Source organism: Tunturibacter gelidoferens, from assembly GCF_040358255.1.
Taxonomy (GTDB): Bacteria; Acidobacteriota; Terriglobia; order Terriglobales; family Acidobacteriaceae; genus Edaphobacter; species Edaphobacter gelidiferens.
The window spans coordinates 2,185,799-2,197,717 of the sequence record NZ_CP132938.1; the positions used below are offsets into that span (position 1 = coordinate 2,185,799).

11 protein-coding genes are annotated in these 11,919 nt (G+C 59.3%); 6 read left to right on the plus strand and 5 right to left on the minus strand.

From position 1 onward, the window contains the following. Window positions 1-4: 4 nt before the first annotated feature. Window positions 5-1,582, plus strand: coding sequence for a hypothetical protein (locus RBB81_RS09675; RefSeq protein ID WP_353073532.1), 1,578 nt, complete (start codon window positions 5-7; stop codon window positions 1,580-1,582). Between the two features lie 234 nt (window positions 1,583-1,816). Here the strand turns inward: RBB81_RS09675 and RBB81_RS09680 are convergent, their stop codons facing one another. The 5 genes from RBB81_RS09680 to RBB81_RS09700 form a co-directional block, all read right to left on the minus strand. Next, on the minus strand, window positions 1,817-2,575 hold the full coding sequence (locus RBB81_RS09680; RefSeq protein ID WP_183789512.1) for a COG4280 domain-containing protein: 759 nt from the start codon (window positions 2,573-2,575) through the stop codon (window positions 1,817-1,819). Between the two features lie 193 nt (window positions 2,576-2,768). Continuing rightward, window positions 2,769-4,013, minus strand: coding sequence for a vWA domain-containing protein (locus tag RBB81_RS09685; protein WP_353073533.1), 1,245 nt, complete (start codon window positions 4,011-4,013; stop codon window positions 2,769-2,771). Window positions 4,014-4,022: 9 nt separating this feature from the next. Further along, a complete protein-coding gene (locus RBB81_RS09690; RefSeq protein ID WP_353073534.1) occupies window positions 4,023-4,442 on the minus strand; it encodes a hypothetical protein in 420 nt (139 codons plus the stop codon). Between the two features lie 81 nt (window positions 4,443-4,523). After that, the gene (locus RBB81_RS09695) at window positions 4,524-6,068 is read right to left on the minus strand and encodes a sigma 54-interacting transcriptional regulator (RefSeq protein WP_353073535.1); all 1,545 of its coding nucleotides are present in this window, start codon (window positions 6,066-6,068) and stop codon (window positions 4,524-4,526) included. 117 nt (window positions 6,069-6,185) lie between these two features. Then, window positions 6,186-6,497, minus strand: coding sequence for a tetratricopeptide repeat protein (locus RBB81_RS09700; protein ID WP_353073536.1), 312 nt, complete (start codon window positions 6,495-6,497; stop codon window positions 6,186-6,188). A gap of 138 nt (window positions 6,498-6,635) precedes the next feature. On the opposite strand from RBB81_RS09700, the gene RBB81_RS09705 reads away from it, so the two are divergent. The 5 genes from RBB81_RS09705 (at window position 6,636) to dnaJ (ending at window position 11,826) form a co-directional block, all read left to right on the plus strand. Continuing rightward, complete coding sequence (locus tag RBB81_RS09705) at window positions 6,636-7,157, plus strand: acyl-CoA thioesterase (protein WP_353073537.1); 522 nt, start codon at window positions 6,636-6,638, stop codon at window positions 7,155-7,157. 87 nt (window positions 7,158-7,244) lie between these two features. Continuing rightward, window positions 7,245-8,078, plus strand: coding sequence for an Mrp/NBP35 family ATP-binding protein (locus RBB81_RS09710; protein WP_183789501.1), 834 nt, complete (start codon window positions 7,245-7,247; stop codon window positions 8,076-8,078). A 249-nt stretch (window positions 8,079-8,327) separates the two neighbouring features. Beyond that, complete coding sequence (gene hrcA / locus RBB81_RS09715) at window positions 8,328-9,404, plus strand: heat-inducible transcriptional repressor HrcA (RefSeq protein ID WP_353073538.1); 1,077 nt, start codon at window positions 8,328-8,330, stop codon at window positions 9,402-9,404. A gap of 318 nt (window positions 9,405-9,722) precedes the next feature. Further along, complete coding sequence (locus RBB81_RS09720; protein ID WP_179581729.1) at window positions 9,723-10,292, plus strand: nucleotide exchange factor GrpE; 570 nt, start codon at window positions 9,723-9,725, stop codon at window positions 10,290-10,292. 400 nt (window positions 10,293-10,692) lie between these two features. Next, entirely contained in the window at window positions 10,693-11,826 is a 1,134-nt protein-coding gene (dnaJ, locus tag RBB81_RS09725; protein ID WP_183792263.1) for a molecular chaperone DnaJ, read from the plus strand. Window positions 11,827-11,919: the final 93 nt, after the last annotated feature.

Below are 11,919 nucleotides of genomic sequence, written 5' to 3' on the forward strand. Positions count from 1 at the left end.
AAACATGAACGAAACAATAAGTGACTTGAAGACTCCGAAGCATCGCGGCGTGTGGGCTTGGATTTTGGTCTCTGTGCTGATTGCGGTTGTTGTTCTCGTGGTGATCGGCGTGATTGTGGTGCATCGGGCCATGCCGATCTTGAAGGGGCGCGTGATCGAGACGCTGAGTACTCGCTTTGACAGCAGGGTGGAGATGGATGGGTTTTCTGTTTCAGTGCTGAAGGGGCTTGAGGTCTCTGGGGACGGGCTCCGGATCTACCCTGAGGACGAGGTGGTTGCGGCAGGGGCGACAGATCCTCTTATCGCGCTTGATCATTTTTCGTTTCATGCGAACCTGTCGGGTTTGTTTGTGAAGCCGATGCGCGTTCGGACGGTGCAGGTTGCGGGCATGGCGATTCACATCCCGCCGCGGGAGATGCGGCAGCAGGCGCCAAAGGGGCGGAGGCATCTGGGCAAGATCAAGATTGTGGTGGACGAGATAGTGTTCGACGATTCGAAGCTGATCATCGGAACGATGAAGCCGGGCAAAGAGCCGAAGGACTTTGAGATGAGCCGCATCGTGATGCGGAATGTTGGGCCGGATGCGGCGTGGAGGTATGATGCAACGCTGGTCAATGCTATTCCGAAGGGCGATATCCATGCGACGGGAACGTTTGGGCCGTGGAATAACGAGAGCCCCGGCGACTCGACTGTGACGGGAAGATACACGTTTGATCATGTGGACCTGAATACGATCAAAGGCATTGGCGGGATGCTGTCTTCAGTGGGCGAGTTTGGCGGGCAGTTGAACAAAATTATTGTGGATGGGACGACGGAGACGCCGAATTTTTCGCTCGATACGGCGGATCATCCTGTGCCGCTGCATACGAAGTTTCACGCGATTGTGGATGGGACCAGCGGCGATACGTATCTACAGCCGGTGGAGGCGCGGTTGGGTAGATCGGAGTTTACGTGCAGTGGAGCGGTGGTGAATGAAAGAGGCAAAGGGCACATGATCGACCTGGATGTGAACGTACCCGCGGGAGAGATTCAGGATTTTCTGCGGCTTGCGGTGAAGACTACGCCGGCGGTGATGACGGGGCGACTGCAGATGAAGACAAAGCTGCATATTCGCCCGGGACCGGAGAGCGTGTCGAAGAAGATTGGATTGAAGGGCGGATTTTCGCTGCAGCAGATTCATTTCAGCAATCCCGAGGTGGAGGATAAGGTGGATATGTTGAGCCTGCGGGCGCAGGGCGATCCGAAGGATGCGAAGCCAGGCGCGGAAGATGTGCAGTCACAGATGGTGGGGGAGTTTGTAATGGATGCCGGGCGGATCAGTTTTAGTAAGCTGAACTACACCTTGCCGGGAGCCGATGTGATGCTCGCGGGGGAGTACACGCTGGATGGAGAGCGGTTCGAGTTTGAGGGAAAGATACGGACCAACGCCAAGGTGTCGCAGATGGTGGCTTCGAGGTGGAAGTCGATTTTGCTGAAGCCGGTTGATCCATTCTTCAAGAAGGATGGTGCAGGCGCGGTGATTCCGGTGAAGGTGAGTGGGACGAGGTCAGCACCGAAGTTCGGGCTGGACCTGCATCGGTAGGGTCATTTGCTGAGGGATTGTCTTCTTGAGTAGCGGGTTGCGCTTTCGAGGAGGATGAGAGCGAGTCCTATGAAGAGGATGATGCCTGAGAATGCAGAGGCTGCACCAAGGTGAGGCGAGACGATGCGCATGAGGAGGAGCCAGGAGAGGAGGGCGAGGGCGAAGCTGGCGTCGTCGACGAAGAGTCCGAAGATCTCGCGGAGGATAGTTTTGATCGAGTTTATGGCGGTCTCCTTATGTGGTCGATGGGACGGCTTGCGAGCGCCTGCGGCAGAGGGGCACCACCGCTAACGCGAGGACAAGGTAGGCGGCGATGAGAGCGAGGATGGACCAGTCGGCTGCAGGCCAGTGGAGGTTCATGCCTTCGCCGACCCAGAAGGTCCCGAAGGCGGAGAGCAGGACGCCGACGATGAACTTAAGGGTGTTCTCGGGGACTCGCGCGAGGGGTCGATGCAGGATGAGGCCGAGGGCGATGACGACAAGGAGTGCAGCCACGGCGCCGAGGCTGGCGGGTAGGAGCGTGCCGGCGCGGCCTGCACCGATGGCAATGACGATGAAGACGACCTCGGTGCCTTCGAGCATGGTGATGTTGAAGGCGGCGGCGAAGGCGATCTTGTCCCATGCGGCGGGGCGGTTGCCGTGCTGACGCATGGCCTCGGTGTTCTTCGAGAAGGCAGCAGCTTCGTCGTGAAGGGGAATGTGGCCGGCGGCTCTGAGGATGGCCTTGCGCAGCCAGCGCAGACCGAAGAGGAGTAAGAGGGTGCCGACAGTGAGTTGAAGGATGTGCAGAGGGATGTGGGTGAGGGCGGTCCCAAGCGCGGCGATGATGAGGAGAAGAACGGCGATTGCTGAGGCACTGCCGATGAGAGCGGAGCGCCAGCCGCGGACGCTGCCTACGGCGAGGACGACGGTGAGGGCTTCGACACACTCGACGAGGGAGGCGAGGAAGGAGGCTGTGACCGCGGTGCCGATATGTGCCCAGCTTGTGCCCATGATTCTCCTTTTGGTGATGATAGTTGAAAGTGCTGTCCTGCCGGACGGCCCGCTGCGCGCGGCGCGGTCACTTCGTGACTCGTATACCTTGTCTCGGTGGGACTGGCGCAATTGTCCTTCCGTTGGTCGGAAGGGGTTCTCAGTGGATGGTCTTCATTGACGCTTAGCGAGCTACTGAATGGTCCGCTCGATTTTAGTGGATGGTCTTCATGCGGCGGGACATGAAGTCCATGAGAAGGTAGTTGCCGAGATTTTCCGGAGTGGTGAAGTAGGCCTTGCCGCGGCACATCGCGCTGACCTGCTGGACGAACTGCACGAGGGAGAAGTCGCTGGCGAGCATGAAGGTGTTGATCATGATGTTGGAGCGCTTGCAGCGGGCAACTTCTTCGAGGGTTTCGGAGATGACGAGTGGGTCGAGGCCGAAGGCGTTCTTGTAGATGCGGCCGTCGGGGAGGGTGAGGGCGGAGGGCTTGCCGTCGGTGATCATGACGATCTGCTTCATGTCTTTGTTCTGACGGGCGAGGATGCGCTGCGCCATGCGGAGGCCTTCGCGGGTGTTGGTGTAGTGCGGGCCGACTTTGACGCGGGATAGCTGGGAGACGGGGATCTCTTCGGCGGTGTCGTGGAAGAGGACGAGGTTGAGGGTGTCGCCGGGGAACTGGGTGCGGATGAGGTGCGAGAGAGCCATGGCCACGCGCTTGGCGGGAGTGAAGCGATCTTCGCCGTAGAGGATCATGGAGTGGGAGCAGTCGAGCAGGACGACGGTGGCGCAGGAGGACTGGTAGTCGGACTGGTGGACGTGGACGTCGGAGTGGTAGATGTTGAGTGGGGCGTGCTCTTCTCCCTCGATGGCAGTGGCTAGACCCTCGCGCGCGAAGACGCTGGAGAGGGTTGCGGTGATGTCGAGGTTGAGGGTGTCGCCGAACTCGTAGAGCTTGCTGCTGCCGTTGGTTTCGACACCGGCGGCTTCGTGGCGGGTGTCGTGGCGGCCCAGGTTGGATTTGCCGAGGGGGCCCAGGAGTTCGCGGAGGGCCTTGTAGCCGAGGAAGTCCATGCCCTTGTCGGTGACCTCGAAGCGGGCTTCGCCGTTACCGTTGCCTTGTTCGCCCTGTCCTTGTTCGGGCATCTCGGCGTTGATGAAGTTCTGCTCCTGCATCTTCTGGATGATCTGGTCGATGAGTTCTTCGACCTGATCTTCGGAGAGGGCTTCGTACTTTTCCTGCGCTTCGTCGTCGAAGAGCTCGCCTGAGTCGAGGGCCTGGCGGATGGCTTCGCGGAGGTTCTCCATGGTCTGGTCGCCGTCGAACTCCTGGAAGCGGGACATGGGGTCGTTGAAGCCGGAGTCGAGCAGGAAGTCGGATAGGGCCTGCATGAGGTCTTCGAGGCCGAAGGAGGAGGCGAGGTCGCCGGTGAACTTTGTGTATCGGACGCGCTTCATGGTGTGGACCTAGTGGACCCAGCGGGTGTTGACGACGGTGAGTTTCGGGCAGCCAGCCTTGGCTGCGAGCTGTTTGTCGGTGAGGGCAGGTGCTTGCGATTGTTGTTTGATCTTTAGTTGGAACGACTTGATGTCCTCGAAGCGGAAGACCTGACAGCCGCGCAGGAAGTCGACCACGTCGCCGGTGGTGCGGTCGATGGAGTACATGCGGACGAGGTGGGCTTTTTTGTAGATGCCGATGGAGTCGAAGCCGTCATCGGTGTCGGGATGCATGGGGTCGAGGGTGTAGTCGGGGTCGCCTAGAGGCCAGCCTTCGTCGTGAGCGAGGATGGTGGCGATATCGTTGAGTTGGTCTGCGGGGATGTGCGGGCGCGGCTTCTCGGGGGGAGTCGCGAGCGCGATTAGCGCGAGAGTGGAGGTCAGGAGCATAGAAGTTAGGCTGTAGAAGCAGATTCCTCGCCCTTCAGGGTGCGGAATGACAACAAACGCAACTCGGTAGCTAGTTGCAGGTTAGTTGAAGCCGCGGCGAGTGCGCTTGGCGTAGTCGTCGCGTTCGATCTCGCGTTCGCGCATCTTTTCGGCGTATTGCGAGGCCTGATCGTTACGGGATTTCTTTTCGGCGGCGCTGAAGGCGCGCTCTTCGGTGCGGCTGAGGCGTTTGTGGGCGTACATGCCTTCGAGGAGAAACTCAGCCGCGCTTACGGTGACCTCGGGTTTGGACTTGGAGTTGATCTCGAGCGGTGAGAGTTTTTCGATGAGGCCCTGAATCTGTTTGAGTTCTTCAAGCGAGCCGCTGGAGGGCTGCTCGTCGTTGAGCTGGACGGTGCCGCCGAGGTTGAACCACTGCTCGATCTGTTGCGTGTTGGTGGCGGCGAAGTACTTGTCGAAGACGTTCGCTACGCTCGCGCGGATGATCTCGCGGATGACGGTGTCGGCTCCACGCATCTCGCCTTCGTACTCGAGTTCGATCTTGCCGCTGATGCCGGGGAGCGCGGTGTAGATGTCGCCTACGCGTGGGACGGCTACGGCTTCGTCGTGGAGGAGAGCGCGGCGTTCGGCGTTCGAGAGGACCAGTTCCATCGTGCTGATGGGGAGCCGTTGGGAGACACCGCTGCGCTTGTCGACCTTCTTGTCTTCGCGTGCGGTGAAGGCGATCTGCTCGACGATCTGGCGGATGTAGTGGGGGATTTCTATCCTGGAGGCGGGGCGTGTGGACCACGCTTCCTGCGCGGTGATGGCGATGCCTTCTTCTACGTTCTCTGGGTAGTGGGTGCGGATCTCGCTACCGATGCGGTCTTTGAGTGGAGTCACGATCTTGCCGCGAGCGGTGTAGTCCTCAGGGTTGGCGGAGAAGACGATGGCTACGTCGAGGGGGAGGCGAACGGGGTAGCCCTTAATCTGCACGTCGCCTTCCTGCATGATGTTGAAGAGAGCTACTTGAATCTTTCCAGCGAGGTCGGGGATTTCGTTGATGGCGAAGATGCCGCGGTTGGCGCGCGGGAGCAGGCCGTAGTGCATGGTGAGTTCGCTGCCGAGGTCCTGGTTGCTGCGGGCGGCTTTGATGGGGTCGATGTCGCCGACGAGATCGGCTACGGTGACGTCGGGGGTGGCGAGCTTTTCTACGAAGCGGTCGTCGGGAGTCATCCAGGCGATTGGGGTCTCGTCGCCCATCTTTGCGATGAGGTCGCGGCTGAATTTCGAGATGGGGGCGTAGGGGTTGTCGCGGATCTCGGAGCCGGCGATGTAGGGGCAGTGCGGGTCGAGCAGAGTGGTGAGGGAACGCAGGATGCGGGATTTCGCCTGGCCACGAAGGCCGAGGAGGATGAAGTTATGTTTTGAGAGGACGGCGTTGACGATCTGGGGGACGACGGTGTCCTCGTAGCCGACGATGCCCGGGAAGAGCGGAGCTTTATTGCCTTCCTTCGATTGGGCGGAGGCGCGAAGTTTGGCGATCAGATTTTCGCGGAGCTCGTCTTTTACGCTGCGAGCGAGGCGGACTGGAGTGAATTCGCTGGCGCGAAGAGAGCCTAGGGTGGTCGGGAGTGTGGTCGCCATGTCTAAGTATAGATGTTTGGCGGCGACGAAGGGTTCGGATGTCGGCCCCTTGTAGGCGGATGTGAAACAAATGCGGATAATTTTCAGTGTTCGTTGCGGACGTGTTTGTAAACGGTTCTATGAGGTGAGATCGTCGCGGAGGGATTCCATTTCGGTAAGGGCGTGCGGGTTGTTGGTGCGGTTCGCGGTAGCGATGCCGTGGTGGAGGCGGTCGAGGGCTTCTTGGGTGCGGCCTAGTTTGGCCAGTGTCTGTGCGGACATCTGGTAGGCGGGGACGTAGTCGGGGCTGTGGTGGATGAGCGCGGTGAATTCGGCGAGGGCGGTGTCGGTGTTGCCCTGGCTAATGTGCTCCATGGCGAGGCCGTAGCGGGCGAAGGCGTTGGTCGGGTCGGCGGTGAGGATTTCGGTGAGAGCGGCGATCTTGTCCATGAATCGATGGTGCGTTGTTCGGGGTTGGATTGGCAAGTCTCGTATGCGCAGGATTTTTGAGGGCGAACTGGCGTCGCTGCGGTGCTGCAGGGTGATTGCGTGCGGCACGCGAGTTTGTGGCGATTTAGACTTGTAGGAATGAACGATTTGGTTTTGGAACGGACGGTGGCTGAGTCGCAGTCGGAGCGAAGCGAGATTGTCTTGCCTGCGGACTCGAATGCGTTGGGAAGCCTGTTTGGCGGAAGGTTGATGCAGTATATCGACCTGGTGGGAGCGATGGCTGCTTCGCGGCATGCACGTGCGTTCACGGTGACGGCGAGCATGGATCATCTGGATTTTGTAGCTCCGGTGCGGGTTGGAGAGTTGCTGATTTTGAAGGCTAGTGTGAATCGCGCGTTTCGGACGTCGATGGAGATTGGGGTGCGCGTGATGGTGGAGGATGTGCGGGAGCAGAGATTGCGGCATGTCTCTTCGGCTTATCTCACCTTTGTAGCCGTGGATCGAGAGGGAAATCGATTGGTCGTGCCGCAGGTAGTGCCGGTGACGGATCATCAGAAGCGCAGATTTGACGATGCGGGGCGGCGGCGCGAGATGCGGGCGGGAGAGACGCAGAGGAAGAAGGAGATGCGAGCTGCTCTGGGGGCGGGCTGGCATGTGTGAGGCTCGTGCCGATGCGGTGAAGCAGATGATTCCTTCGCTGCGCTGCGGAATGACAACAAATAAGACGTTCGATTTTAGGAGATGAATATGGGACACACGGGAGCAGGAGTACCGCAGGGACCGCAGCCGTTGCCGGGAGTGGCGCATGTAGTGGCAATTGGGAGTGGTAAGGGTGGAGTGGGGAAGACGACTGTTGCGGTGAATCTGGCGGTTTCGCTGGGCAGGTTGGGGTATCGGGTTGGGTTGATTGATGCCGATATCTATGGGCCGAATGTGCCAATGATGCTGGGTGTGACGCGGCAGCCGAATATTGTGGGGGAGAATCGGATTGAGCCGATTCTGTCGCATGGGGTGAAGTTTATTTCGGTGGGGCTGATCTCGCCGGGCGACAAGCCGATGGTGATGCGTGGGCCGATGCTGCACCAGATCATCCGGCAGTTTTTGCAGCAGGTGGAGTGGGGAGAGCTGGATTTTCTGATTGTCGATCTGCCTCCGGGTACAGGCGATGTGGTGATTTCGCTGGTGCAGACTGTGCCTTTGACCGGGGCGGTGGTGGTTTCGACGGGGTCGGGTGTGGCGCTGCAGGATGCGCGGAAGGCGCTCGAGATGTTTCACCAGGTGAAGGTGGAGGTGATTGGCCTGGTGGAGAATATGTCGCAGATGACGCTACCCGATGGGCAGGTGATCGACGTGTTTGGCGCGGGTGGAACGGAGAGGACGGCGGCGCAGTTTGGGCTGGAGTTTCTTGGGGCCGTGGAGCTTGATCCTCAGATTCGGGAGGGTGGAGATAAGGGGCTGCCCGTGGCGCTGGCGGGGCCTGAATCGAAGCTGGCGAAGGACTTCTATCTGATCGCGGCTAAGGTTGCGGAGAGAGCTAAGGCGATTGCTTCGAAGACGGAGGATGTGCTGGAGATTTCGTAAGTGCTTGTCCTGCCGGACGGGCCCGCTGCGCGCGGGGCGGTCACTTCGTAACGTGTGTACCGCTTCGCGTGGCGCTCCCGTTGGTCGCAAGGGAAGATGATTCCGACCAACGGGAGGACCGATGCAGATCATCTTGCCGAGACCGGTATACGCGTCACGAAGTGACCGCCCTCCGCGCAGGAGGCCCGTCCGGCAGGACATGGGTTTGCGGGCTTGACGGGTGGCGTAAAGTTAAGGGTGGAGGAGCGAATGGCGGATGCGGAGCGGGTGACGGCGCGGCAGAGAGCTATTCTGACCGCCATTATTGAGAGCTACATCGAGACGGGCGAGCCAGTGGGTTCGGGAACTATTGCGCGGCTGCAAAGCGTTGAGAGCGTGGGGCTTAGCCCGGCTACGGTGCGGAACGAGATGGCGGAGCTGGCCGATGCGGGGCTGCTGGAGCAGCCGCATACTTCGGCGGGGCGGGTGCCTACGGCTCGGGCGTTCCGGATGTTTGTGGAGCAGTTGAGTGGCGGGGTGAATCCGAGAATCGATGCGGCGCGGTTGTCAGCGCGGTCACGGTCGCAGATCGACCTGAGTTTTGTTGGAGTTGCTGGGACGCAGGCGGTGTTGGAACGGACTTCGCATGTGCTGGCTACGTTGTCGAGCGGTGTGGGCGTGGCGATTGCCGCGGCGGCGGATGGGGACATGCTGGAGCATGTTCATTTTTCGCGGCTGGCTCCGGCGAGGGTGCTGGCGGTGGTTGTGACGCGGAGCGGGTTGGTGCGGGATCGAGTGCTGGCGCTCGATAAAGACCTGACGGTGAGGGAGTTAGAGGTTGCGGCGAATTTTCTGAATGAGAACTTTCGTGGGTGGAGCGTGGAGCGGGTACGGGCCGAGATTGCCCGGCTGGTGGAGCGGGAGAAGAGTGACTATCAGAGGTTGTTGAACTCTGTGCAGCAGCTTTGGGTGAAGGCGGTGCCGGAGATGGATGTGCCGGTGCAGACGGTTTATGTGGATGGAGTGGCGAATCTCGTTGGTTCTCAACAGGATAGGGAGAGGCTGCGGGAGGTTTTGACGGCGCTCGAGGCGAAGCAGAGGTTGGTGGAGTTGCTGAATGCTTACATCGATGCGCGGCAGGAGAGCGTGAGGGTGGTGTTTGATCTGGAGGAGCAAGCTCCTGAAATGGCTGGACTTGTGCTGATTGCCGCGCCAGCGCGGATGGGCGGAGAGAGTCGCGGGACGGTGGGAGTGATTGGGCCGAAACGGATGCACTACGAGAACACGATGAACGCGGTGAGCTATATTGCGCAGGTTTTTGACCGGATGCTGCATCCGGAGGAGTGATTTTTTTCTGGCGTGGTGGGGAGTGGTTTTTGTTGGGGTTTTTGAGAAAATAGCGTGTTTGGACGTGGTGAATTTGTGGTGTGAGTGTGGTGTTTTGTGTGGTGGATGTGGTGTTTTGGACGTCACTTTTTGGGCCACGAAAAAAGTGCCAGGTTTTTTGAGATTTATTTTTAGCGAGTTGTGAATGGGGTGGGTTTTGAAAAGGTTTCAGGTGGGGACGTTCGGAGTTGGAACGGCTGGCAGAGGATTTTCGCGATGAACGCCAAGGAGCAGTTCGCGCGATGGGCCCGGATGGGCAACAATAGAAGAGGTACTACGATGAGGAGTTCTAAAAAGATGCAGGATGAGATGAACGGGCAAGGAGTTGTTGACCCGGAGGTGGCTGTGGGTTCTGACGTTGAGCCGATAAATGAGATGAGCCCCGCACAGGCGGAGTTGGAGCAGGTGAAGGGCGAGCGGGACCAGTTGCTGGACCGTCTGGCTCGGCTGCAGGCCGAGTTCGATAATGCACGGAAGCGTGAGGCGAAGGAGCGGGCCGATTCGCGGGACTATACGATCTCGAATACGGTTGAGCCGTTTCTGGGCGTGATGGATAACTTTCAGCTGGCGCTGAAGGCGAATGGTACGGCCGAGCAGCTGCGGGGTGGCGTGGAGCTGATTCTGAAGCAGATGGAAGATGCGCTGAAGGGATTGAATGTTCAGGCTGTCGAGACGATTGGTACGCAGTTCGATCCTCGAATCCATGAGGCTTTGGGAAGCATCGAAACCAAGGAGTTCCCGGACCACCAGGTGCTGGAGGAGATTCGGCGGGGTTACAAGATCCGCGAGAAGCTGTTGCGGCCGGCGCTGGTTAGGATTGCAGCGAATCCGAATCAGGTTGTGGATTAGTGGCTCGACCAATGCAAATGCAACAGCAAAAATGCGGGGGTTTCTCCACTGCGCGGACCACGATGAGACTGCGGTCCGCTTCGGTCGAAATGACGGTTTGTTGAGTGGGCGATGAAAAGCAGATCCCTGCGGGATGACAAGCAAAAGAGCAACGGCAACGACAAATGCAAAAGCAACAGCAATGCGGGGGTTTCTCCACTACGCGGACCACGATAAGACTGTGGTCCACTACGGTCGAAATGACGGTTTTATTGAGTGGGGTAATGAAAAGCAGATCCCTGCGGGATGACAGGCAAAAGAACAATGGCAAGGGTAGCGACTGCAACGACAGAGTGATTGGTACGAATTTTGTAGCTGCATAGAATGGAAGTGAGATTTCAGGGATATGGCGACGGCAAACGTGACGAAGGTTGACTACTACGAAGTATTGAGTGTTTCGCGGGATGCGAGCGACCAGGAGTTGAAGACTGCGTATCGCAAGCTTGCCATGCAGTATCACCCGGACCGGAACCCGAACGATCCGTCTGCGGAGGAGAAGTTCAAGGAGTGCGGCGAGGCCTACTCGGTGCTGAGCGATCCGGATAAGCGCGCGGCTTATGACCGGTATGGGCATGCGGCGTTTCAGAACGGTGGTGGTGCCGGTGGTCCATTTGGTGGCGGGTTCAGCGGCAATGCGCAGGACCTGGGGGATATCTTCGGCGATCTTTTCGGCGAGATGTTCAACATGGGCGGCAATGGGCGGCAGCAGGCTTCGCGCGTGCAGCGTGGGCGGGATCTGCGGTACGACATGAAGCTCGAGTTCGAAGAGGCGGTCTTCGGCAAGGAGAAGGAGATTACGATTCGGCGGATGGAGACCTGCTTCGACTGCAAGGGCTCGGGCGCGTCGAAGGGCAAGGCTCCGGTGACTTGTACGCAGTGCGGCGGGCGCGGGCAGCAGAGGTTCCAGCAAGGATTCTTTTCGGTGGCGCGGACCTGCTCGGTGTGCGGAGGGACGGGGACGCTGATCGTTGACCCGTGCCAAATGTGCAAGGGTGAGACGCGGGTACAGCGCGAGCACACGATTATGGTGAAGGTGCCGGCGGGTGTGGAGCAGGATACGCGGATTCGCTACTCGGGCGAGGGCGAGGCGGGCAAGTTTGCCGGACCTGCCGGTGATCTGTATGTTGTGCTGAGTGTGAAGGCGCACAAGTTCTTTGAGCGCGACGGCGATGATCTGCATTGCGTGATGCCGATCTCGTTTCCGCAGGCGGCGCTGGGGACGGAGCTGGAGATTCAGACGCTGGAGGGTGCGGCGACGATCAAGGTTCCCGAAGGAACGCAGAATGGGAAGGCGTTCAAGCTGAAGGGCAAGGGCGTACCGCATCTGAACTCGCATGGGAAGGGTGATTTGATCGTCGAGATTCGGGTGCAGACGCCGGGCAAGCTGAGCAAGCAGCAGCGGGAGTTGTTGAAGCAGTTGAGCGAGACGATGGTGGTGGAGAATACACCGACGTCGCGTGGGCTGTTTGATAAGGTGAAGGATATGTTCAGCTAGGTAGTCGGTGATCTGTTCTCTGCTGTTAGTTGTTGGGATGGAATGGAAAGAGGACGGATCGCTTGCGCGACTGCGCATCTTACGACGAAGAGA

Excerpts from the sequence above, each read along its gene's own strand:
- RBB81_RS09720 (WP_179581729.1), top strand. The coding sequence starts at position 9,723 with ATGAGGAGTTCTAAAAAGATGCAGGATGAGATGAACGGGCAAGGAGTT.
- RBB81_RS09685 (WP_353073533.1), bottom strand. The coding sequence starts at position 4,013 with ATGAAGCGCGTCCGATACACAAAGTTCACCGGCGACCTCGCCTCCTCC.
- RBB81_RS09675 (WP_353073532.1), top strand. The coding sequence starts at position 5 with ATGAACGAAACAATAAGTGACTTGAAGACTCCGAAGCATCGCGGCGTG.
- hrcA (WP_353073538.1), top strand. The coding sequence starts at position 8,328 with ATGGCGGATGCGGAGCGGGTGACGGCGCGGCAGAGAGCTATTCTGACC.
- RBB81_RS09705 (WP_353073537.1), top strand. The coding sequence starts at position 6,636 with ATGAACGATTTGGTTTTGGAACGGACGGTGGCTGAGTCGCAGTCGGAG.
- RBB81_RS09695 (WP_353073535.1), bottom strand. The coding sequence starts at position 6,068 with ATGGCGACCACACTCCCGACCACCCTAGGCTCTCTTCGCGCCAGCGAA.
- RBB81_RS09690 (WP_353073534.1), bottom strand. The coding sequence starts at position 4,442 with ATGCTCCTGACCTCCACTCTCGCGCTAATCGCGCTCGCGACTCCCCCC.
- RBB81_RS09710 (WP_183789501.1), top strand. The coding sequence starts at position 7,245 with ATGGGACACACGGGAGCAGGAGTACCGCAGGGACCGCAGCCGTTGCCG.
- RBB81_RS09680 (WP_183789512.1), bottom strand. The coding sequence starts at position 2,575 with ATGGGCACAAGCTGGGCACATATCGGCACCGCGGTCACAGCCTCCTTC.
- RBB81_RS09700 (WP_353073536.1), bottom strand. The coding sequence starts at position 6,497 with ATGGACAAGATCGCCGCTCTCACCGAAATCCTCACCGCCGACCCGACC.